The 22,967-nt window shown below is 51.7% G+C and carries 19 protein-coding genes and 1 pseudogene; 5 read left to right on the forward strand and 15 right to left on the reverse strand.

Annotated features, from left to right (window positions below; translation table 11 throughout):
• Genes FIM25_RS05635 through FIM25_RS05645 form a run of 3 tightly spaced genes read right to left on the reverse strand, consistent with a single transcriptional unit; the run spans nt 1 to nt 2,270 of the window.
• Complete coding sequence (locus tag FIM25_RS05635; protein ID WP_139447182.1) at nt 1-1,707, reverse strand: GspE/PulE family protein; 1,707 nt, start codon at nt 1,705-1,707, stop codon at nt 1-3.
• Complete coding sequence (locus FIM25_RS05640) at nt 1,667-1,867, reverse strand: hypothetical protein (RefSeq protein ID WP_139447184.1); 201 nt, start codon at nt 1,865-1,867, stop codon at nt 1,667-1,669. The genes FIM25_RS05635 and FIM25_RS05640 overlap by 41 nt, the downstream gene beginning before the upstream one ends.
• Before the next feature lie 13 nt (nt 1,868-1,880).
• A complete protein-coding gene (locus FIM25_RS05645; RefSeq protein WP_139447186.1) occupies nt 1,881-2,270 on the reverse strand; it encodes a response regulator transcription factor in 390 nt (129 codons plus the stop codon).
• A 434-nt stretch (nt 2,271-2,704) separates the two neighbouring features.
• On the opposite strand from FIM25_RS05645, the pseudogene FIM25_RS05655 reads away from it, so the two are divergent.
• A pseudogene (locus FIM25_RS05655) lies at nt 2,705-2,869 on the forward strand (PDDEXK nuclease domain-containing protein); the annotation flags it as partial.
• Between the two features lie 11 nt (nt 2,870-2,880).
• On the opposite strand, the gene FIM25_RS05660 reads toward FIM25_RS05655, so the two are convergent.
• Genes FIM25_RS05660 through FIM25_RS05675 form a run of 4 tightly spaced genes read right to left on the reverse strand, consistent with a single transcriptional unit; the run spans nt 2,881 to nt 8,879 of the window.
• Nucleotides 2,881-4,149: a TolC family protein gene (locus FIM25_RS05660; RefSeq protein WP_179953188.1), complete on the reverse strand. Its 1,269-nt coding sequence runs from the start codon at nt 4,147-4,149 to the stop codon at nt 2,881-2,883.
• A gap of 26 nt (nt 4,150-4,175) precedes the next feature.
• Complete coding sequence (locus tag FIM25_RS05665; RefSeq protein ID WP_139447192.1) at nt 4,176-7,301, reverse strand: efflux RND transporter permease subunit; 3,126 nt, start codon at nt 7,299-7,301, stop codon at nt 4,176-4,178.
• Nucleotides 7,301-8,527, reverse strand: a complete 1,227-nt coding sequence (locus FIM25_RS05670; protein ID WP_218961294.1) for an efflux RND transporter periplasmic adaptor subunit — start codon at nt 8,525-8,527, stop codon at nt 7,301-7,303. The genes FIM25_RS05665 and FIM25_RS05670 overlap by 1 nt, the downstream gene beginning before the upstream one ends.
• A gap of 52 nt (nt 8,528-8,579) precedes the next feature.
• Nucleotides 8,580-8,879, reverse strand: coding sequence for a hypothetical protein (locus tag FIM25_RS05675; RefSeq protein WP_139447196.1), 300 nt, complete (start codon nt 8,877-8,879; stop codon nt 8,580-8,582).
• A 237-nt stretch (nt 8,880-9,116) separates the two neighbouring features.
• Here FIM25_RS05675 and FIM25_RS05680 point away from each other — a divergent pair, with 237 nt between their 5' ends.
• Both FIM25_RS05680 and FIM25_RS05685 read left to right on the forward strand, forming a co-directional pair.
• Nucleotides 9,117-10,673 carry a sigma 54-interacting transcriptional regulator gene (locus tag FIM25_RS05680; RefSeq protein WP_218961296.1) on the forward strand — a complete coding sequence of 519 codons (1,557 nt, stop codon included), beginning with the start codon at nt 9,117-9,119 and terminating at the stop codon, nt 10,671-10,673.
• 127 nt (nt 10,674-10,800) lie between these two features.
• The gene (locus FIM25_RS05685; protein ID WP_139447198.1) at nt 10,801-11,394 is read left to right on the forward strand and encodes a nucleoside deaminase; all 594 of its coding nucleotides are present in this window, start codon (nt 10,801-10,803) and stop codon (nt 11,392-11,394) included.
• 14 nt (nt 11,395-11,408) lie between these two features.
• Here FIM25_RS05685 and FIM25_RS05690 read toward each other — a convergent pair whose 3' ends face one another.
• From FIM25_RS05690 to FIM25_RS05710, 5 genes are all read right to left on the reverse strand, one after another.
• Nucleotides 11,409-11,672 carry a hypothetical protein gene (locus tag FIM25_RS05690; protein WP_246052031.1) on the reverse strand — a complete coding sequence of 88 codons (264 nt, stop codon included), beginning with the start codon at nt 11,670-11,672 and terminating at the stop codon, nt 11,409-11,411.
• A gap of 33 nt (nt 11,673-11,705) precedes the next feature.
• Nucleotides 11,706-12,704 (reverse strand): chromate resistance protein ChrB domain-containing protein, encoded by a 999-nt coding sequence (locus FIM25_RS05695; protein ID WP_218961298.1) that lies wholly within the window; start codon nt 12,702-12,704, stop codon nt 11,706-11,708.
• Nucleotides 12,691-12,999: a rhodanese-like domain-containing protein gene (locus FIM25_RS05700; RefSeq protein WP_139447200.1), complete on the reverse strand. Its 309-nt coding sequence runs from the start codon at nt 12,997-12,999 to the stop codon at nt 12,691-12,693. The genes FIM25_RS05695 and FIM25_RS05700 overlap by 14 nt, the downstream gene beginning before the upstream one ends.
• Nucleotides 13,000-13,014: 15 nt before the next feature.
• Nucleotides 13,015-16,155, reverse strand: coding sequence for a PEP/pyruvate-binding domain-containing protein (locus FIM25_RS05705; protein ID WP_139447202.1), 3,141 nt, complete (start codon nt 16,153-16,155; stop codon nt 13,015-13,017).
• Between the two features lie 93 nt (nt 16,156-16,248).
• Entirely contained in the window at nt 16,249-16,527 is a 279-nt protein-coding gene (locus FIM25_RS05710) for a hypothetical protein (protein WP_139447204.1), read from the reverse strand.
• Nucleotides 16,528-16,723: 196 nt separating this feature from the next.
• Between FIM25_RS05710 and FIM25_RS05715 the strand changes: the two genes are divergently transcribed.
• Nucleotides 16,724-17,926 carry an MFS transporter gene (locus FIM25_RS05715; protein ID WP_139447206.1) on the forward strand — a complete coding sequence of 401 codons (1,203 nt, stop codon included), beginning with the start codon at nt 16,724-16,726 and terminating at the stop codon, nt 17,924-17,926.
• Nucleotides 17,927-18,127: 201 nt separating this feature from the next.
• On the opposite strand, the gene FIM25_RS05720 is transcribed toward FIM25_RS05715, so the two are convergent.
• A complete protein-coding gene (locus FIM25_RS05720) occupies nt 18,128-19,765 on the reverse strand; it encodes an ABC-F family ATP-binding cassette domain-containing protein (RefSeq protein WP_139447208.1) in 1,638 nt (545 codons plus the stop codon).
• 352 nt (nt 19,766-20,117) lie between these two features.
• On the opposite strand from FIM25_RS05720, the gene FIM25_RS05725 reads away from it, so the two are divergent.
• The gene (locus FIM25_RS05725; protein ID WP_218961300.1) at nt 20,118-20,741 is read left to right on the forward strand and encodes a 1-acyl-sn-glycerol-3-phosphate acyltransferase; all 624 of its coding nucleotides are present in this window, start codon (nt 20,118-20,120) and stop codon (nt 20,739-20,741) included.
• Between the two features lie 17 nt (nt 20,742-20,758).
• Here the strand turns inward: FIM25_RS05725 and FIM25_RS05730 are convergent, their stop codons facing one another.
• A complete protein-coding gene (locus FIM25_RS05730) occupies nt 20,759-21,124 on the reverse strand; it encodes a beta barrel domain-containing protein (RefSeq protein WP_139447212.1) in 366 nt (121 codons plus the stop codon).
• 394 nt (nt 21,125-21,518) lie between these two features.
• Complete coding sequence (locus FIM25_RS05735) at nt 21,519-22,859, reverse strand: FAD-dependent oxidoreductase (protein WP_139447214.1); 1,341 nt, start codon at nt 22,857-22,859, stop codon at nt 21,519-21,521.
• Nucleotides 22,860-22,967 lie beyond the last annotated feature (108 nt).

Here is a 22,967-nt window from a genome sequence, read left to right on the forward strand (position 1 = left end):
TTAAACATCTCCCATGGTGACCCGTTCCAGTTCATCAAGGCTGGTTAGACCCGCCAGCACCTTTTTCATGCCATCATGGCGCATGGGTTGAAAACCCGCCTGCCTTGCCACTTCATCGATTTCAAGGGTGGACGCCCCTTTGGCAATGAGGGCACGCACAGCTTCCGTCATCACAAAAACCTCATGGATGGCAAGCCTCCCGCCGTAGCCCGTATCATTGCATTCCGTGCATCCTTTGCCACGATAAAAGAATACTTCGGAAATATCCAGAGTATCGTCCCAGTGGAAGTACCTTGCCAGCACCTCCCTTTCAAGGCTGTAGGCTTCCTTGCAGTGGGTGCAGATTTTCCGTACCAGACGCTGGGCCATGACACCCACAATGGAAGGGGCCACAAGGTAGGGTTCCACCCCGATTTCCATGAGCCGGGTCACGGCCTGCAGAGCCGTGTTGGTATGCAGGGTGGCCAGCACCAGATGCCCTGTCAGGGCCGCCTGGGAAGCAATTTTCGCCGTCTCCAGATCGCGGACTTCCCCCACCAGAATGACATCGGGATCCTGACGGAGAAAGGCCCGCAGGGCAGAGGCAAAACTAAAATCAATGGCATGGTTCACCTGCACCTGATTCAGACCGGGAAGCCGGTATTCCACGGGATCTTCTATGGTCATGATATTGATGCCGGGTCTGTTCAGGTATTTGAGTACGGAAAAAAGGGTGGTGGATTTTCCAGATCCCGTGGGGCCTGTTACAAAAAAGATACCGTTGGGTGCATCGGCGGTTTTTTTTAGCCCCAGATAATTGGCCTTTGAGAAATTTAAACTTTCAAGATCCGGAACCTCCGCATCCTGAAGCTGGCCCAAGGCCCTGAGAACGATTTTTTCCCCGTAAATGGCAGGAACGGAAGACATTCTGAAATCCACGGACCGTTTGCTTAAAGGAAGACTGATCCTGCCATCCTGGGGTCTGCGTTTTTCCGTGATATCCAGCCCGCCCATGATTTTGAGGCGCGAGCTTAAGGGGGCCGCAAGGGTTTTGTCCAGTTTCAGCCTGTCCTGAAGAACCCCGTCAATGCGGAAGCGGATGCACAGTTCCTGCTCCTGCGGGTCCAGATGGATATCGCTGGCCCTTTCCTTTAAGGCAAGCAGCAGCAGATTTCTCGAAAAAGCGACAATGGCCTGATCCTTGGAAAAAGCCTCCACCTGCTCAAGGCTGAGTCTTTCCCTGTTTTTGAAAAGGGGGCTTTCCGACAGGGCCGCAAGCTGCGTGTTTAGGGCAGCATCGGACTGATACTGCACATCAATGGCGCTTACAATTTCATCGGGAAGGGCAAAGACCGGGCTGAGCTGACAACCCGCAAGCCGGGTGGCCTCGTCAAGGATATGGATGTTGAGAGGCGAAGCCGTGGCCACCGTCACCACGCCATGGCCCTCGTAGAGGGGAAGAATAAGATGCTTTCTCGCAAAGGCCTCGGGGAGTTTTTCGACGGCTGTGCTCTGAAAAAGGGTTTTTGAAAGATTCACATAGGAAACTCTCATGGAGTCTCCCCAGAGTTTGGCCAGCACATCCCTTTTGGCAACATTTTTTTGCATCAGGGCCTCAAGAAGATCCAAAGAGGCCTGTGCATGGGCTTTGGAATATTCCTCAGCTGCATCGGATGAGAGAATGCCTTCAGCTGTCAGGCTGTCCAGAAACCTTGTTTTCTGTGTCACGGCGGGCTCCTTTTTTCTTTTTTAAAAGCAGCATACTCCGGATATCATCCTGATTCACCTTCACATTTCCCGATGGCTTGAAAAAACTGCGGTCTTCTTCCAGTTCGGCCATCATCTGCTTCAGATCATAGGTATTTCTCTGAATGCTTTTTTCGGTCACAGAGCCCTCCTTCTCATGCTTTTTTGTACTCGTCCCAGGTTTCTTTGATCAGCTTTTTCATTTCTTCAAGGGGCGTATCCTTTAAAAGATAGTTTGAAGCACCCAGTTCCAGACATTTTTCAACGGTTTTCACGTCTGCAACGGAGGTCAGCATGATGATCAGAGCGTCCGGAGAGACTTCCATAATCTCCTTTAAGGCATCAACCCCTGTTTTTACGGGCATGTTGATGTCTAAGAGTGTGATATGGGGCCTGTGGGTCTGAAACAGATCTATGGCTTCTGCCCCGTTTTTGGCCTCACCCGCCACCTCGGCCCCCATGGAAAGGGCCATGGATTTGAACATGAGCCGAAGATGGGCCTCATCATCGGCAATCAGAACCTTGAGTTTTTTCTTTTCCGTCATAAAGCCCTCTTGTGTTTTAATGATTTTTTTCAAGGTAGCAGCAGAGCAATTCAGGCATGCTAAAACCCGGTAAGATATTCAAATCTAAGGTATTTTCTACAGTGCAATCTGGATAAGCCATAAATTTAAGTCCATACAAAGCAGCAGCAATCCTTTGGCACCACCAGGTATCCCTTTTACGGACTAAAAGAGAAAAAAACGTGCGCACAGCTTCCGTCATCACAAAAACCTCATGGATGATAAGCCTCCCATCGTAGTCTTTATATTTGTACTCAGTGCATCCTTTGCCACGATAAAAGAATATTGCTGAAAGATCCAGAGTATCGTCTCCGTGGAAGTACTCTGTCAGTTCTTCCCTTGCTGGCCCGATAGAGAAATCGTGCAGCGCACCGCTGCACAAATATAAGGCTTAACAACCAGCTGCTTTTGTCGGGCGGCAGGTGGCCATGAAAGTCGGTGGAGATGATTTTTATATCGATCTGATTTTTTATCATTTAAAACTTCGCTGTTTCGTGATGGTAAAGCTGTATGATTTTTTAGCATGTCATGCAAAAAAAGCCCGGCAAAGGTCTTTCCTTTTACCGGGCTTTTTTATGTAATACCCCTGCTTTTATTCCCCAAGCTCCGCCACCAGATGGCGTATCCTGAAGGTGGTTTGCAGATAGGTGCTGCGGGCTGTGATGCGGTTTGCCGAGGCTCTGGAAAGGTAGGCAATGGCATCCAGAAGATCCGTGGTGGTGGCCACCCCTTCCCTGTAGCTGTATTCCGTTACCCTGAGGTGCTCTCTGGCTTCATCCATACCCGCTTCCGCTACCTGAAGATTCTTTCCGGCAACTTCCGCATCCAGCAGAAGATTTTTAAGCTGAACATTCAGGCTGTCCAGGGTTTCCCTTCTTTCATGCGCAATGCGGCGGATTTCAAGGCGGCTTTTCTGGAGCACAGCCGGTTTTTTCATGCCGTCAAAAAGATTGACGGATAAAGAGAGGGTGAGCCGGGTTTCATCCTTCACATTGTCGGAAATGCTGTAGTTGTCGGCGGACTGACCATGGGAGAGGGAGAGGTCCGCTCTGGGCATATAGGCGCTTTTTGCCATGGCGACGCTGTCTTCTGCCATGGCGCTGGAGAGATCCAGAATTTTCAGCTCACTCCGCCTTTCCTGCATTTTTTCTGAAAGAAGGTTGTAATCCTTCAGCAGGGGGAGCTCCTGAAAGTCGGAAAAATCCAGATCCAAAGGGCTGAGGGCCATGCCCGTTGTGCGGGAAAGCTGGTTGATGGCTTTGTTTACAGCGGCATCGGCCCTTGTCCACGCCTGCTGCGCATCATCCAGAACCACTTTAATTTTAAGATAGTCGGCCCTGCGGATTACACCCACTTCATGGCGGGTTCCGGCCTGTTCGTATTCCTTGGCGTAGAGCCTTCGGGTGCTGTCCGCCACTTCCCTTTCGGCCAAAGCCTGATGTACACCAAGAAAGGCAAGGGCCGTTTCAAGGCGGATGTCCTGACGCAGACCGTCCATGAGGGCTTCCTGTACTTCCACCTGGCGTCTGGCCGTATCCAGCGCACTCCGGTCTCCGAAACCGGCAAAGAGGTTTAATCGTGCGGCAATCTTCCAGGAAGCGTTTTCATCATTTTCAAAGAGGGTGCTGTCTTCTAAGCGATGGGCGGTGTAACTGGCATCCACACCGGGCATAAAGGCGGCACGGCGTTCCTGAACGCCCTTTTCTGCCTGTTTGCGGGAGATTTCATACATGCGGAGAATATCCCGGTTGTTGAGGGCTTCATCCATGAGGCGCTCAAGGCAGTAGGGACTGGCAGAAGCCGCCACTGGCAGAAACATCACCATAAAAAGCAGTAGTATTTTTGATGGTATGGTTTTCATTCCATTTCCTTTCAGGGTCTTCGTTTTCATACACCCTGCCCTTTTTTTCCTTTTTTCAACCAGCCAGCACAGTCGTCCACCAGCTTGTAGACCAGAGGCACAAAGATCAGGGCCAGGGAGCTGGCCAGAACCATGCCACCCACAACAACGGTTCCGATTTCCTGACGGCTGGCGGCACCTGCACCGCTTGCAAAAACCAGAGGCAGGGTTCCGATGATAAAGGTCAGGGCTGTCATGATGATGGCCCGGAAACGCTGCTGGGCCGCTGCAACGGCTGCCTCCATGGAAGTCATGCCAGCTTTTCTGTTCTGGGCGGCAAACTCCACGATGAGGATGGCGTTTTTGGCCGCAAGACCTATGAGCACCAGAAGCCCCACCTGAAAGTAGATGTCATTGGGAAAACCCCTGAGCAGAGAAGCCAGAGCTGCACCCAGAACGGCAAAGGGAACTGCGGAAAGAACCGCAATGGGAAGGCTCCAGCGTTCATACTGGGCTGCCAGAATCAGAAAGACCATCAAAATACCCATGCCAAAGGCCAGCATTCCCGACCCTGCGCCGGCATCCAGCTGATAGGCTTCTCCTATCCATCCGATGAGGATATTCCCATCATTGAAAAGTTCGGAGGCCAGTTCTTCCATGGTCTCCTTGGCCTGACCCGAGGTGTATCCGGGGGAAGGATCAGCCATAAAACGGGCTGCGGTATTGAGGTTGAAGCGGTTGATGATGTCCGCACCGGAGGTGCGCTCCAGTGTCACAAGGGAGCTTAGGGGCAGCATTTCTCCGTGGCTGGACCGGACAAAAACCTTGCTGAGGTCTTCGGGCTGGCTCCGGAAATCCTTTTCCGACTGCATGTTTACCTGCCAGTTTCTGCCGGCAAAGATAAAGTCGTTCACATAAAGGGAGCCGAAGGTGCTCTGCATGGTTTCAAAGATATGGTTGATGGGTACACCCATGGCTCTGGCCTTTTCCCTGTCCACTTCCGCATGGAAGCGGGGAATGCCTGTATCAAGGGTGATGCGGGCATTCATCAGTTCGGGCCGGGCATTGGCTGCAGCCATGAGTTTTTGTCCCAGTGCTTCAATTTCTTTGGCTGTAATATCTCCCCGCACTGCGAGGTAACCTTCCACACCACCCGTCAGGGAAAGCCCCTGTATGGGGGGAGGTGTAAAGGCAAAGACGTTTGCTTCGGGAACTCCCATGCCTATGCCCATGATTTTACCGGCCACGGACTGGGCATGCTGACCCGGCTCCCCGCGATCCCGCCAGTCCGTCAGGTTGGCAAAGGCAATGCCTGCATTGGTGCGCAGGGAGCCTGCGAACATGTCATAACCGGCAATGGCCGTAATTTCCTTTACTTCTTCAAGGCCCGTAATCCTCTGGGAGAGATCCTCCCTGACGGCGACGGTTTTTGGCAGTGCCGATGCAGGGGGCAGGTAATAGGCCAGCATGGCAACGCCCTGATCTTCCTGGGGCACAAGGCCTGAGGCCATACGATCGAGATAATAAAGGGTGGCAGCAATGATGCCGGCAAAAAGAAGAACACCGATGACAGTGTTACGGAGTAAAAGGGCCACCATCCGGGTAAAGCCCAGAGTCAGGCGGTCAAAGGCTTTATTGAAGATCACAAAGGGAAGTGAAACCTTGCGTGCCGGTCTGTCCAGAAGAATGGCGCACATGGCAGGGGTCAGGGTAAGGGCCACCACACCGGAAACCACTACAGAAACGGCAATGGTAACGGCAAACTGCCGGTACAGCTCGCCCGTCATGCCCCCCAGAAAAGCCACAGGGGCAAAAACAGCCACAAGAACCAGTGTGGAGGAAACAACGGCACCTGCCACCTGTTTCATGGTTTCTACGGAGGCATCTCTGGCGTTCATTCTTTCCACACGGATAAGCCGGTCCACATTTTCAAGGACTATGATGGCGTTGTCCACCACAATACCTATGGCCAGAACCAGACCGAAAAGGGTGAGAAGATTGACGGAAAAACCCAGCAGAAGCATACCGGTGAAGGTACCGATGAGGGATACTGGGATGGCCACTACGGGAATGAGGGTGGCACGCAGCCTCTGCAGAAAAAGAAAGGTGACAAGAATAACCAGCAAAACAGCCACAATCAGGGTGATGAAGACTTCCTTAATGGATATTTCAACAAATTCCGTGGTGTCATAGGGTACCACATAGGAAAGGCCTTCCGGAAAAGATCCTGAAAGTCTTTTCAATGTATCATGAACCGCTGTGGCCGTATCCAGGGCATTGGCACCGGGCTGGAGGTAAACCCCCATGGGCACGGCAGGATCTCCGTTGAAGGAAGCAGATGCCGCATAGCTCTGGGCGCCCAGCTCCACACGGGCCACATCCCCAAGGCGCAGGGTACCGCCGTCTTCATCGGCCCTGAGAATTATTCTGGAAAATTCCTCCGGCGTTGTAAGCTGACCGCGGGTACTCACCGTAAAGGTGAAGGCCTGACCTGCGGGGGAAGGCTCCGCACCGAGACGGCCTGCGGCAAACTGGGCATTTTGTTCCCGGATGCTGGCTGCCACATCGGAAGGAGTCAGCTCAAACTGGGCCAGCTTGTCCGGCCTCAGCCAGATGCGCATGGAATAATCATCCCGCCCGAAGAGGGAGGCGTCCCCCACGCCGGGCAGACGGACAAGTTCATCCAGCACATTGAGCAGGGCATAATTGGCCATGAACAGGGTGTTCAGGCTTTTGTCCGGAGAATAAAGAACCGGCACCATGAGAATGTTGGTGGACTGGGCTTCTACCCGAACACCCTGATTTCTCACCTGCTGGGGCAGCTTGGCAAGGCCTGCCTGAACCCTGTTGTTGACATTGATGGTGGCCTGATCCGGATCTGTTCCGAATTCAAAGGAAATGACGATGCGGAGATATCCGTCATCCATGGCCGTTGACTCCATGTAGATCATGTTGTCAACGCCGTTGATCTCCTGCTCCAGGGGGGCAGCCACGGATTGGGCCATTACCTCCGCACTGGCACCGGGATAGATGGCGGTGACCACAACCTGGGGCGGTACCACATCGGGATACTGCTCCACGGGCAGCATACTCAGGGCAACGGCACCGGAGAGTACAATAATAATGGATATAACCGATGCAAAAATTGGTCTGTCAATGAAGAATCGGAACATCAGAGTGCCTCCTCAGATCTTTTTTCCGTGGCGGAAACATCCATGCCTTCCCTGAGGGAAACCTGCCCCATAATCACAACACGGTCGCCCCTTTCAAGGCCTTTCAGTATGATCTGTTCTCCATTTACCGCAGAACCCATGGTTACATTACGGGAAAGGGCTTTATTATCATCTGTCACCACAAAGACCCTTGGTCCTGCAGGACCCTGGGTGACGGCACCTTCGGGTATCATGAAAATATCTTTGAAGCTCTGAAGCTGTGCCCGGATGCGGACAAACTGACCGGGCATGAGCTGGTTTTCCGGGTTGGGGAAAACGGCCCTTGCCGTGACCGTGCCGGTTCTTGAGTCTATGATGCTGGCCGTGAAATCCAGCTCCCCTTTTCGGGCATATTCTGCGCCATCGGAAAAAATAAGGGTGGCTTCGTAGCGGTGCATATCGCTCTCGGTCTTTCCCATGGCCCTGCGGGCGGCAGCCTGAATTGCGGCGTCGTCTTCGGGAAGGGAGAAGCGTACATGTACCGGGTCCTGCTGGGTGATGGTTGTGAGAAGAGCGCCCCACTCCAGAAGATTACCTTCGGAAAGGGTTTCCATACCCGTTACGCCGGATAAAGGAGCCCGGACTTCCGTATAACCCAGATTGCGGCGGGCTTCGTCCATGGCAGCCTTTGACAGATCCAGCCGGGCTTTTGCCAGATCCAGTGCCGTCATGGCCTGATCCCTTGTGCGTTCACTCACCGCATCCGCTTCATACAGGGTGATGGATCGTTGCCATTCACGGCTGGCATCGGCATGGCTGGCTTCGGCATTGGCCAGCTCCGCTTCCGCACGGCGCAGGGCAATTTCATAGCGTTCCGGATCAATCCGGAAGAGGACATCTCCTTCCCGGACAAGCTGGCCTTCCACGTAAAGGCGTTTTTGAAGAATTCCTTCCACACGGGTTCTTACCTGTACCTGACGGGCACCATGGATGCGGGCGGGATATTCATTGAAAACCTTTACATCCCTTTCCTTTACCGTCAGCGTGGTAACTGCGGGGGGAGGCGGACGAAATGCGCTCTTTGCTTCCTGTGGCGATTCTTCAGACTGGCTGCAGGCTGTAAGGGTAAAAAGAAGGATAATAAAAAGGATGAGATGGCCCCGCATATTTTGCAGGTTTTTGAGAACAGACATGTTTCCCTCCAGAAAAACATAGGTGATACGGGATATGAAAATGGGGTTTTTCATAACGATTTCAGTGTTACTTACAAACAGTCAGAATGCCTCTGCCGGGCAGGCATCAGCCGCTGGTTTTTTCTTCCATGGGAGCGATATCCTGCCACAGGGAGTGGCTGATCCAGCCAAAGCGGGAAAAATAATCGGCTATCTGAAGACCTTCCATGGAATAGGATTTTATGGGGATATCTCCTTTACGTTTCAGGAGAATCAGCATATCCGTACTCTGATCCGTGCTGGTCCATATGGCAACGCCTTCGCCGCCATTGTGACAGGTTTCGATGACCTCCCTTGCCTTGATGACGGCCTCCTCTCTGGACGCTTCATTAAAGGCGCATATGCGTATGATCTCTATATTCTGCATGATTTTTTCCACTCCCGAATTTTTTTACATCTGAATGAAAACGGGTTTTCGGGTCGGTAGCATAAGGCTTTATTGCACTAAGCATATTGTGTGCCAAAAAAAACATGCTGAATTTCCGGGGGAAATATGCAATGGCTATTTAATAATATGTCATATATGATTTTTTGGCATGTCATATTTGGCTTTTTATGGTAAATGTTTCATATTTGACACTTTGGGACATGGAAGGGATGCTTCGTGGCAGTGAATAAAAATATTTTTTTTCGGGAAGCCACCTTGAGAATCTGCGGTAGGCTGGATCTTAATAAGGCCATGGAGAATACCCTTGCCTATATAAAGAAGGTCATTCCTGCGGATGCCCTCCACATCGGGCTTTTTGATCCGGCAACATCCATGAGCCGCACCATTGTGCGCATCTGCCCGGATCACTGGCCAAAGGTTCCCCTGTCTTTTCCCATACCCGAGGCCGCCGTTCCGAGGGTTGCGGAAGAGTGGCGAACGGATTTTTCCTTTGGCATTCTCAATGATGCAAGGGAAGAGGACCCCTGTATTCAGGAGCTGATACGGATTTTCTGGCCCGAAGAAGTTTCTGTGCTGCGGACCAGACTGATTATGGAATCCCGCATGATCGGTATGCTGCTTTTGGCTGCCGAAGGCTGTAACCGCTATGACGAAAGCCATGCGGAGCTGATGGGCATGCTCAATGAACCCTTTTCCATTGCCCTCACCAATGCCCTGCAATATGAGGAAATTGTCCGTCTGAAGGAAATGCTGGAAGAGGACAACCGCTATCTCCATAAAGAATTGAGGCATATTTCCGGAGACAGAATCATCGGTGCCGACTTTGGTCTTAAAGAGGTGATGCAGATGGTGCGTCAGGTGGCTCCCCTGGAAAGCCCTGTTCTTCTTCTGGGAGAAACCGGCACAGGCAAGGAACTGCTGGCCAATGCCCTGCATACGGCTTCTCCCCGAAATGCAGGTCCTTTTGTGAAGGTTAACTGCGGCGGGCTTCCCGAAGGCCTCATCGACAGCGAGCTTTTCGGCCATGAAAAAGGAGCCTTCACCGGTGCCCTTGCCCTGAAAAGAGGGCGCTTTGAAAGGGCCGACGGCGGCACCCTTTTTCTGGATGAAGTGGCAGAACTTCCCCTGAGTGCCCAGGTTCGCCTGCTCAGGGTACTGCAGAACAGGGAAATTGAACGGGTGGGTGGTACGGAAACCATAGCTGTCAATGTTCGTATCATCAGTGCTACCCACAGAAATCTGGAGCAGATGGTCAAAGAGGGCAGTTTCAGGGAAGATCTCTGGTTTCGTCTCAATGTCTTTCCCATCATGATTCCGCCTCTGCGTCAGAGAAGTCAGGATATTCCCGCCCTTCTGGAATATCTGGTGGCAAGGAAATGCAAGGAGATGAAAATTACAAGGAAGGTGCACATCCCTGCGGGTACCATGGAATTTCTGCGTGAGCACAGCTGGCCGGGCAATATCCGCGAGTTGCAGAACCTTGTGGAGCGGGGCCTGATTCAGAGTCAGGCCAAGGGTTTCCACTCAGGCCTTCTTGTGTTGGATATGCCCCGGATTCCCGCCCTGACACAGACAGAGAAACACCTGAACACCAGCGATGAGTCTTTTCTTTCCTTTGATGATGCCGCAGGCAGCCATATTCGCAGGGCACTGGAAAAAACCCATGGAAAAATCATGGGCGAAGACGGAGCTGCAGCGCTTTTGGGTCTTCATCCCAGTACCCTGAGGGGGAAGATGCGTAAACTTGGGATTTCCAAAAAAGAAAATCCTTGAAATAATATAATTTCAGAGTCATCGCTCCAGCATAAGACAAATGGCCTGGTTGTCTATGCATCTGATTGAAAGTATTCTATTTGCCAAAGGAAAATTTTGCTGAAGCTATAAAATAAAGGAAGTTTTTATGCATACAGAAGAAAAAAAAGGTCCTGTGCAGCAGGTGGTTGTGGAACTTCCCCCATGGGTGGAAGCGGCGGTGGATGCCAAAAAAAAATATGATTCCGATGAAGAGAAAATGGCCCTTGCTCTCTGGCTTGCCGCAGAAAATGTGCGTCAGGATACGGGAGGTCCCTTTGGATCGGCCATTTTTGATCAGGAAAGCGGCAGGCTTCTGGGGGTTGGTGTCAACAGGGTTTTCCCCCTGAACAATGCCACCCTGCATGGCGAGATGGTGGCCATCATGATGGCCCAGAAAGCCCTTGCTTCCTTTACTCTCCATGGGCCGGGCAAAACGCGGGAGCTGTTTACCTCCTGTGAACCCTGCGCCATGTGTCTAGGTGCCATTCTCTGGAGCGGTGTCAGCCGTGTGGTCTGTGCTGCCGCTGCGGAAGATGCCCGGGCCATCGGTTTTGATGAAGGCCCGGTTTTTGATGCCTCCTATGCCTATCTGGAAAATGCCGGTATCAGGGTGATCCGCCATTTCATGGCTGAAGAAGGCCGGGAGGTGCTGGAAAGCTACAGCAGCAAAGGCGGGGTTATCTATAATGCCAGAAACTGATTTCAGGGTAAGGTTCAGCCCGCCTGCAGCGCCATCTGCTTTCTCAGATAATAGTCATAGCTGCCTTCGTAGGGAATCATACGGCCATGGTCAATTTCAAAAACCCGGCCCACAAGGGAGCGGAGAAAGTGGCGGTCATGGCTGACAATGAGCACCGTTCCCTCAAAGGCCTGCAGGGCGTCCAGCAGTACCTCCCGTGACTGAATGTCCAGATGGTTGGTTGGCTCATCGAGAATGAGGAAATTTAAGGGCCGGGCCAGCAGGGTAGCCAGAACCACCCGGCTTTTTTTTCTGTGCAGGAAGAGAATCTCTCAGGCATTTCTTCCTGAACGCTGGAAATGGGCATACAGGGTATCGAGAACCCTGCTTCCGTCTTCAACCCGTTTTTCATCCATATCCGTTTCAAGGCATATGCCGTTCAGCAAGGCAAGAATCCCTGGGGATTCGGGCCGTGAAGGAGCGTCAGCGTCAAGATCCATGTCATGTATGATCTCACCGAGTACGGCAAGGGCTGCATCTGAATCGAGATGAAAGCGTTTCAGCATTACCTCGAAAGTGCACATGGGGCCTTCATGGGTAAAGTCCCCTTCGACCATATCAAAGAGGATATCCTTTTCTGTTTTTTTCCGGGCATCAAAACGAAATGCTGCTTCCGGATCGATGAAGCGCCTGATAAGCCATGCCGAGGCAATGCGATCGACATGGACACCGGAGCGTGTCACCCATGTTCTCCCCCTGTAGTCCTTGGGAGAAAGGACTTTTTCTTCCGGTCTGCTCTTCCGGGTTCCAGCCGCAAGCCATTCCTCAAAGGCGGCAAGCATACCCTCTATGGTGCCCCTTCCCGGAGTGCCGAAGTAGTCGATGCGGAGAATGTTTTCATAGCGGGTTTTCAGATCCTGATTCCACCCCATCACACCTTCTGTGCACAGGGTTTCTGCAGGAGCATTCAGACTTTTGAAGGCAGCCTGAAACTCAGCTGCAAGATTTCTGTAGTCGGTTTCGCGGGCTTCGACAAAGAGCTTGCGGATGTCCGCATCGGAATATTCCCCCCCATCAATGCCGTCGAACATGGCCCGGCAGACGTAGGCTTTGCCTCCTCCCTGAACAATTTCTTTTGCAAGCCAGATCAGGTTCTCCCGCTGGGGTTCGGCATCGGGCAGGATATAAACGGAATTTTTGAGGGCAACAGCCCCGAGAGCCGCCAGTCTGCGTGAAACTTTTGCACGCAGGTAAGGCGGTTTGGGCGGAATGTTGTGGATGCACAGCAGCCAGGGCTGAGTCATGTTGCCCGTAGGCTTATCGTTTTGCATGGGTCTCCCATGCTGCCAATCCACCCTCAAGGATACGAACCTTCAGCCCTCTGGCTGTGAGTGCGGTGTAAACAGAGCTGCTGACCGAACCTCCCCGCACACAGTAGATGGCTACAGGTTTTTCTTTGGAAAGCCCGTCGGCCCACAAGTTGACATCTTCGGGCGGATACCAGTCCGCATTTTTTATCCCTGAAGGTGAGGCTTGCTGGTCTTCGATGCGTCTCACATCAAGCACGGTGATAGTGTCAGCGGAAATCTGCTGTTCAAGTTCAAGGGGAGAAATGAAATAAGGCATGACGACGGTTTCCTTTCAGGAGGTGATATGAAAAATCTGTGGCATTGTGTCTGGTCTTTCCTGGACGAATTCATTGAAAAAAGTTACCGAATCCGCTTTGGTCCAAAGCCCCACATAACCGTAAAGATTGGTACTTCCGCTGTATTCAAGAATGGGATGATCCTCAAGGAATGCCAGAACCCGGTGGCCGGATATTTCCACCTGCAGCTTGTGCCATTGATTTCCAGCAATGGGGGTACAAGTACTTGCCCGTTCTATGCGCCTGCCATTTTTGAATTCAAAAAGAATAGCATTGTCTTCCAGTGCGTTGATGCGAAAAACAAAATAATTGTCCCAGTCCCGGATGGCAAAGGCCAGTCCGCCAGCCTGATCGATGACTCCAGACAGTGGCTTAACCCTGACCCGTGCTCTGCCATCGTTCATCTTACTGTCCATGGCGGCAACCAGCGGGAAGTAATAGTAAGCACCAATGTTGTCCAGCATTTCCTGATAACGTTTGCCCATAAGGTTTGTCATGGCCTGTGAAACACCGGTTGAGATCCGTGAACCGAAGGCGGAACCGTTCTGGAGTATTCCTGTTTCCAGATTCAGCTCAGCAGTTTTCCAGTTTCCGGTGATCAGATAAAAACCCTTTGGCGCATTCTCGTTTTGACTGTTCAGGAGCTTATCGTCATCCTGGAAAAAAGAATCCGCCAATGCAGCCACCTGTTCGAGAGTGTTCTGTGTAAGGTCAAGCATCTGGCTTGTACCCAGCAGGTACCCGAGTTTTTCAAGGGACTCTTCCATGCGGTTTTGATCCAGCCGCGTGAGGCTTGCTTCAATGAAATCCCCTTTGGTGCTGGTTTCAAATCCAAGCCGGTCAAGCACGGCAGCCATGTATTGAATTCGCAGACAGCGGCTGTAATAGGCATCCGCTCCGCCGGAAAATTGCAGGTTGATATAATTGTAGGCCGGATCTGTTCCGCACAGTGTATCCACTGTAACGGAGTGGTAGTTGAAGCGGGTACCAAGATTCATATAATCGGCAGAGACAAGAACATAGCTGGCTCCACCCTGAGGGTTCTTTTGGGGTATGGCCTGACTCACTATGCGGGGTATGAAGTTACGGGCAGAGGTTGTGATGGTCTTTGTCCAGTTGAGACGGGGATGGGAAAGTCCCCGCCATAGGGCGCGGAAAGGGCGGCTGACGACATCATGCACATTGAGGTCATCACATGTTGTTAAACCCTGGCGCAGTCCATTACCTAGATTAAGAGCGTGAAGATCTATGGGGATGCTTGTTCTGAGGTGTACCGCACCCTGAAGATGTTCCACGGACTCCCTGAAATGGAACATCTCACGTATGACCATTTCATTACAGTAGCAGATAATGTCATGAACGGTTCGGCACTCTTCCTGGGTGAATTGCGGAAAGTCAGGCTCTGGCAGATTAAGAGGCGAAATCAAATCCAGCAGGCGTTGCAGTCTCAGGTGAATTGGGCTTGCGAAGATGGGCCGCTTCACCGGTCTCATGCCTTTCGCTAATTCCTCCACCACACCATCATAAACCCGCATTTGACTGGCCCACAGAGTGATTTCCTGGCCGTCTGCAAGGATGGTGGTGGCCGTCTCTGTATCAAAAAGGGCGGGTACACTAAATTCCCGGGCCACTGAGGCCAGATGGCTGGCAACACTGCCCGTATCGGTGATGATACCTCGTATTTTGCTCATCCATGGGGTGATGGAAGTGGACGCTGTGCGGGCCACCAGAATGGTGTCCGGATAAGGATTCAGTAAACCACCTTCGGCTTCCGTATTCGTCATCACCAGTACCCGTCCGGACACGACACCACCTGCAGCACACTTCCCGCCTTCGATGAGCAGGGGATGGTCTGCATACTCAGTAGCAGTTCCATATTCTCTTTCATGTGTCCCATCAGCTATGATCAGGGGCCGGACCTGTAAAATAAACAGACGATGATCATGATCCAGTGCCCATTCTATATCCAGAGGCCGCTGGAAAGAATCTTCCAGAACTTTGGCGGATTCCCACAGCTCACGAAGAAAGAGTGTTTCAGATGGGAAAGGAGCGCTTGTATCAGTTCCACCCGTCTCCAGGACGTTAAAGGTGGATTTTTTGATTCGGTACGTACGTTGCGGGGAGATGTTTCCGGCGACCAGGGTATCTCCAAGGCCATGGACGGCACTGATCCGGATGGATTGACGATCTTCACCGACGGGGTCGGCGCTGTACAGCACACCGCTGAAAAGTGGCTGAACCATTTTCAAAACCAGGACGGCCATAGGGGTTTCGTGCTCGTCCAGTCCGTGATGCAGGCGATAGGAAAGTGCTGATGCCGAGTACTTGCTTGCCAGCACCTGTTTGTAAGCCTCGGATAATTTTTCAATGGGTACGTTTAAGACCGATGTGTATTGTCCGGCAAAGGAAATTTCTCCATCCTCTCCGATGGCACTGCTGCGTACTGCCAGATGTATATTGCCTGCTGTGTCACTGCTTAACGTGGATGTTGCAGCTTCCATAGCCTTGAGAATCTTTGCTGGCAGGGGGCTTTCAATAATAAGGGCCTGAATTTTTTTCCCGACGGATTCTATGGATGCCGGGTCATCTGCGGCAAGATGCCGTAAGGCATTGTCGATTTTATCCAGGAGGCCGTTTTCCTGTAAAAAAAAGTGAAAAGCGGAGGTGGTGATGGCAAAACCTGTAGGTACCGTAAGAGCCAGCTCGCGTTGTATGCGGGCAAGGTTGGCCGCTTTGGCTCCCACAATGCGGGACTGAACTGCCCCAATCTGGGAGATTTCCAGGGTGAGGGGATCTGTGGAAGTCGGGGAAGCAAAGTGCAGCTCATCTTTTACACTGCGGTAAAGACTTCGAAAAATAGCGGATAAGTACTCATATTGCTCCGTTGATAGCATGGACAATATCTGTACCATTGATTCGACTTCGGAGAAGAGATCGTTACATTTATGTGCCACCATCTGCATGGTAAATGGCTGGCTGCCATAGTAAGTCCGATCAAGATCAGCCATATGACTGAGCGCAATACGGTGATGATCGAGAAATGACCTGAAGTGATGATAGCGGACAAGATACTCCGATTCCGCATCGGGCAGCAGACGACAGACATTTCCGTCTTCATTTTTTTGGAACCATACCATGAGATACCTCCCACCCGACGAAACTCAAATTATCATTATACTTTTTTCAGACGTAAAAGGCAGGCCGGAAGCAACCCGGCCCGCCTGAATCTCTTACCCACCGAAATAGCTGAGGCAGTCTTTCATATTCGCGACATGGCTGTCAATCTGCTTGCCGAAGCGGCATTTCAGGTCATCCACCAGATGATAGACATATTCCTGAGCCCCTTCCTCACCATATTTTTCCCGGAACATGGCAGCGTTGATGAGCACCCTGGAAAAATCATGACGCTCATATTTGGTCTCCGGACTGTCAATCCATTCGTGGACCTCGCGGTACTCTTTGCCGGTTCGGGCCAGGCTTGCGGCAATGTGTTCGTTCAGTTCAGGCATTTTTTTCTCCTTAGTTCAGGGGGGGAGGATTGTTTTTTATTGAAGGACCGGGAACAGATTTTTCTTTATCACAGTTGTAATTTATCATGATACAAAAGTATGTCAATTGACATTTTTTGGGTGGGGGTATATCACAATTGCGATTGTGGCTTTTTCAGGGCTGCAACAACAGGACTCTCCACGGTACGAGGTTTCAATGAATGCATCGTTTATGACCGCACTGTTTTCCGTTGGTTTTATGGCCAGATTTTCCTATGCACTGGCACGCAATCCGGTTCTTCCGCTTTTTGCCCTCTATCTTGGAGCAGGGCCGGAGGCCATTGGTCTTGCCGTTGGTATTTCAACTGTGACAGGCATCCTTTTCAAAATGCCTGCCGGAGCGCTTTCAGATATCATTGGCCGCAGAAAGACCATGCTGGCTGGACTGTGTTTCTTTGCTCTCATCCCCTTCGCGTACTTTTTCATTTCAAGCTATACCATGCTGGTGGTGGTTCGCTTCCTCCACGGCTTTGCCACGGCCATTTATGGCCCTGTGGCCATGGCTGTGGTTGCGGATGTGGCAGGACCCAAAAAGGGGGAGATGCTCTCCTGGTTTTCATCTGTCACCATCATGGGAACCCTTGCCGGAGCCCCTGTCGGTGGCCTGCTCCTGTCCCTTATGGGAGGCGCACATGGAGCATCAGATACCACCTTTCATGTGATTTACGGCATTGTGGCAGCCACAGGGGTTCTGGCGCTGTTGCTTGGCATGGCCTTTCTTCTTAAGGATGAAAAAAAATCACAGGATCAGAGTACTGAGCCATGGTTCAGGAAGTTCATCTCAGGTATCCGGGAGGTGAGCAGGGATCGCAGGGTTATCGCAGCTTCAGGCATGGAAGGGGTGCAGAACATGGCCATGGGGGCCCTGGAGGCATTTCTGCCCATTTACGCCGTTACGGTGGTAGGACTTTCCGCATTTGAGGCAGGGCTTCTCTGGGCAGGGCAGATGATCACGACCATGCTGGCCAAACCTCTCATGGGACGTTTTTCCGATGGACATGGGCGAAATGGCATTATAGTTACAGGCATGCTGTGCTGCGCCGCACCCTTTGCCCTGATTCCCACTCTGACCAGTTTCTGGTCATTGATGGCAGCCTGTCTGGTCTTCGGTCTGGGTGAGGCTCTGGTCACATCCTCATCCGCTGCTCTGGTGGCGGATCTTTGCAGGGAAAAACACTATGGAACAGCCATGGGCGTATTCGGAACCCTGTATGATGTGGGCCATGCCTCAGGCCCCATCGTCAGTGGAATTCTTGTGGGGATGCTGGGATATGGCTGGGCCTTTGGCATCATGGCGGCTGTGCTTGTGCTAGCCATTCCCTTCTTCCTTGGGGCGATGGGAGGAAGGACCGCTGCATGAACTCAGTGACTCGACTTTGGCCTTTCCTGAGCTCGCCCTGTCGGACAGGTGCCCCGCTGTTTGTATGTAAAATGGAGTTATAGAATGCCATCATGGTAAATGTAAAAAGAAGCTTTTTGATTATCCGGAACGGATCTGTCTTCTGGACCTGGCCTCCGTCTGTCCTGAAGGCCAGGCAAAGGCCAGAGCACGGCAAGAAGCTTAAACACTCCCCGCCTGCAGCGCCATCTGCTTTCTCAGATAATAGTCATAGCTGCCTTCGTAGGGAATCATGCGGCCATGGTCGATTTCAAAAACCCGGCTCACAAGGGAGCGGAGAAAGTGGCGGTCATGGCTGACAATGAGCACCGTTCCCTCAAAGGCCTGCAGGGCGTCCAGCAGTACCTCCCGTGACTGAATGTCCAGATGGTTGGTTGGCTCATCGAGGATGAGGAAATTTAAGGGCCGGGCCAGCAGGGTAGCCAGAACCACCCGGCTTTTTTCTCCACCGGAGAGCTTGTCTATCCTTTTGTAAACATCATCCCCCTGAAAGAGAAAGGCAGCGCAGAGGTTGCGGATCACCCCCAGTCCTGCGGTGGGAAGAACGTCCTGAACCGTATCCAGCACGCTTTTTTCAGGGTTGAGAATGTCCATGGAATGCTGGCTGAAATAGCCTGCGTGCACATTGGCTCCTATGGTAACCCTTCCCGCGCTGGGCTCGGTCCTTTGGGCCAGTACCTGTAAAAAGGTGGATTTGCCCGCACCGTTCACCCCAACCACAGCTACTTTGTCTCCCCTGTGTATCATCCCGGATATACCGCCAAAAACCGAGTGCTCTCCCCCTTCGGGCGTCTGCCAGGTTTTGCCGAGGTTTTCCATGGTAACCACATCGTCTCCGGACCGGGGCGGTGTCTCAAAGGTAAAACGGATTTTTTTCTGGTCCGGCGGAAGTACAATGCGTTCGATTTTTTCCAGTTTTTTCACCCTGGACTGCACCTGTGCCGCATGGGAGGCTCTGGCTGCAAATTTGGCTATGAACTCCTCTTCCTTGGCCAGCATGTCCTGCTGACGCTTGAAGCTGGATTCCAGCTGTTCCCGCCGGATTTCCCTTTCCTTTATAAAAAAATCATAATTGCCGGTGTAGGTGGTGGCCCCGCCGTTGCCGACTTCAATGATGCGGGAGACAATGCTGTTCATGAATTCCTGATCATGGCAGGTCATGAGCAGGGCACCCTTAAAGGTGGAAGCCAGCCAGTTTTCAAGCCAGAGAATGGATTCCAGATCCAGATGGTTGGTGGGTTCGTCCAGAAGCAGCACATCCGGGTTGGTGGTGAGTATTTTTGCTAAGGCTATGCGCATCTTCCACCCGCCACTGAAGGCTTCCACGGGCCGGTGATAGGCATCGGGACCTATGCCAAGGCCAGTGAGCACACTCTGGGCGCGGGATTCCAGTTCATAACCGCCCTGATGTTCAAAGCTTTCCACCGCCTCGCCGTAGCGTTCCAGAAGTTCAGCCAGAGCATTCTCATCCATGGGTTCCGCCATGGATGCTTCCATTTTTCTGATATTTTCTCCTAAGGAAACCACATCCCCCACCGCTGCCATCACTTCTTCCAGTGCGCTGCGTCCTGCCATGTCTCCCACATCCTGGGAAAAATAGCCGATGCGGATTTTAAGGCTCCGGGAAATGTCTCCGCCATCGGGCATTTCTTCCCCCATGATCAGGCGGAAGATGGTGGTTTTTCCGGCACCGTTAGGCCCTACAAGGCCGGTACGGGTTCCGGGAAGAATCTGCAGGCTGGCATTGTCAAACAATACCTGATTACCATGATGGCGTGAAATCCGATTCAGATGAATCATTAAAAACTCCTTGGAAAATCCTGTGGCAGAGGCCAGATCAGGCTTAGTTTCTATTGACAGAAGAAGGCACACAGGCTGTCTGAAAAAAAATGCTATCCATAAAAAAAGGCAGGGATAAGCCTCTGCAAATGAAAAGCCTGCATGGGATAGCATGTAAAAAAATGGAATTCAAACACATAAGATACTTTCTACAAAGATAAGTGCAGGCCATTTCTCACTTATCAATGCGGCCATATTTCCTTGCATGCGACTTGTTTTCCCTTCCGCCTTTCCCTATGTTACCCACGTTTGGACAGGACAAGCAGACCTGCATTTTTGCAGGAGATCTTTTTTTCACTCATAATGACCCGCAATGAAAGCCATTAAAAACATGAAAGTACAAAAAACTACCGTCTTTGACATGCCTGTTATCAATACGATTTTATGGCTTATGGCCAGTTTTACACTCTGGGTTTTCGGTTGGAAAATAGAGGGTGATGTACCCGAAGAAGAAAAAAAACTGGTGATGATAGCCGCTCCCCATACCTCCAACTGGGATTATTTCTGGACCCTTCTTCTGGCCCTGAAATTGAGGCTGAAGGTGTATATGATGGGGAAAAAGGAGATTACGGAAAAACCCATGGGTTTTATTCTGAAATGGATGGGGCTGGTTCCCGTGGATCGGAGTCAGAGGGGCAACACCGTGGAGCAGGCCGTGGAAATTTTTGCAAAATCGGAAAAAATGGTGCTGATTATCCCGCCATCCGGAACCCGCAGCAGGGTATCCCAATGGAAAACGGGATTTTATCATATTGCAGCCGGGGCAAATGTGCCCATAGGTCTTGGATATCTGGATTATGCAAGAAAAAAAGGAGGCATGGGCATGCTGCTGCATCCTTCCGGGGATATGGCAGCGGATATGGAAGCCATCCGTGCCTTTTACAGTGGTATTACTGGAAAATATCCGGAAAAATCCTTTGTTGATGAAAAGGAGTAGGCTGCTTTAAGCAGAATTTATAGAGAGTTATCTGTCCATGAAGATTTTGGTCCAAGCCCCAGAAGCTCCCTTGCCTTTTCAATGCCTTCAAGGGTAACACCCATGGGGACAAGTCCGCTGGCCTGCAAATCTTTTTTGAGTTTCTGCCAGGCTTCCAGTGTCTGCTGCTCCTTTCTGTAGCTTTCTTCGGAAAGGTAGCAGCGGCCCGGTGTCAACCCCCTTTTGTATTCTGCCTCTCCGGTTTCCATGTTCACCCTGTGACCATTTTCCAGATACAGCCAGCGGTCCTCAATTTTTATGATGACCGTAGGCCCTGTTTTGGCGGCGTTACGCATTGAAGTGAGACTTTTTACCCAGAAAACTTCCTGACCTTCCCTGAACATGTTCCTCCTGCTTTTTTTCTGGTTCCGTAATTATTCATCACTATTTTCTAAAGACCACATCTGTCACGCAGTTGCATAGGCACCCAGGCTATTTGCCTGTGACGCAATCTTATTCGGAAGCTTTTTGCCCTGTGCGGAACCGGCAAAAACTCGCCGCCACAGGCAGGAGGCGCTTTTTGATTACCATGGCAGGCTTCAGCACGCTGCCTTTGTGGCGGCTCAGACAGTTTGCCGCTTCTTTCGCACAGGTCTGCAAAGCTCTGATCCGAAACGATTGCAATGTCACTTGCAAATAGCCACGGAGCCTTGCAACAGTACGAAGCTGCTGCAATTACAGCATTGACAGTTCAGATTAAACTGTGCTGAATAATTACCTTCGTATTTTATTCAGCACCTACAGTTTTTTCAGCAGCTGATTGGCCGCCACCAGCAAAGGATCCCAGACCGGACTGAAGGGTGGTGCATAGGCCAGATCTGCAGTACTGAAGTCCACCACCCGCATTCTGGCATGGAGGGCCACGGCTGCCGCATTGATGCGGCGGGCCTCATTGTCTTTGCCCACCATGGAAACCCCAAGGAGTCTGCCGCTCTGCCTGTCCCCCACCATCTGCACCCAGACGGGCATGGAGCCTGCAACGGTTTTGGCTCTGGAGTAGGATTTTACCACAACCTCCACAGGATCAAATCCTGCTTTTTCTGCATCCTGAACCGTCAGGCCGGTTCGGGCCACTTCCACATCAAAAATTTTGAAAACACCGGTTCCGGCCACCCCTTCCATGCGCACGGGTTTTCCGGTGATGTGGTCGGCCACGGCCCATCCGGCCCGGTTAGCGGTCAGGGCCATGGGTATCCAAGCCTTTTCCCCGGTTACCACATGATAGGCATCGGCACAGTCACCGGCTGCATAAATATCCGGATGGCTGGTCTGTAGGCTGCGGTTCACGGCAATGGCACCAGCGGCACCCAGTTCCAGACCGGCATTTTTTGCAAGTAAGCTTGAGGGACGCACTCCAATGGCCATGAGTACCATCTCCGCATCAAAACAGGCTTCTTTGCAGCAGATATCCAGCCTGCTGCCATGGGCCTCAATGCGCTCCGTGGTACAGCCATTATTTATGAGAACACCCTTTTCTCCGAGGGCCTTTTCCACAACAAGGGAAAGCTCCGGAGCCAGCCAGGGAAGCATTTCAGGAGCATTGCGGATCAATTGTACGGTGATTCCCCTTTCCGTAAGGGCCTCGCACATTTCAAGTCCTATATAGCCTGCTCCTATGATGGCGGCCTTTTTGATTTTTTTTTCCGCAATATAAGCCTGCACCCTTCGCCCGTCATCGAGACTTTTCAGTACAAAAACATGGGGCAGGTTATGACCGGGGATGAGGGGCATGTTGGCCGCAGATCCTGTGGCAATGAGCAATTTGTCAAAAAATACTTCAAAATTTCTGCCTTCGGAATCCCTCCCTGAAACCCTGCGGGCTTCGGGGTCAATGTCTTCCACTTTATGGCCCAGACGCAGATCAATACCGTGTTTTTCCCGGAATACGGCAGGAGCCCGAATAATGAGGGCATCCATGTCTCCCTCTTCATCGGCAAGGACATAGGGCATGGAGCAGGCGCTGTAGGAGATGTCTTGCGTCATTTCGAGTACGGTGATTTTCATGTCCGGTGCATTGCGACGGGCGCGGCTGGCAGCACTCATGCCTGCGGCATCGCCCCCTATGATGACAAAATGCATGGCATCTCCTTTCCTTGCTGATACAAAAGGGCCGGAGCCCCATCTGGATTCCGGCCCGGTGAATGGCATTTTTTTAATTGATTTCTACCATGACTCAGCCACAGCCTG

The organism is Desulfobotulus mexicanus (assembly GCF_006175995.1).
GTDB lineage: Bacteria > Desulfobacterota > Desulfobacteria > Desulfobacterales > ASO4-4 > Desulfobotulus > Desulfobotulus mexicanus.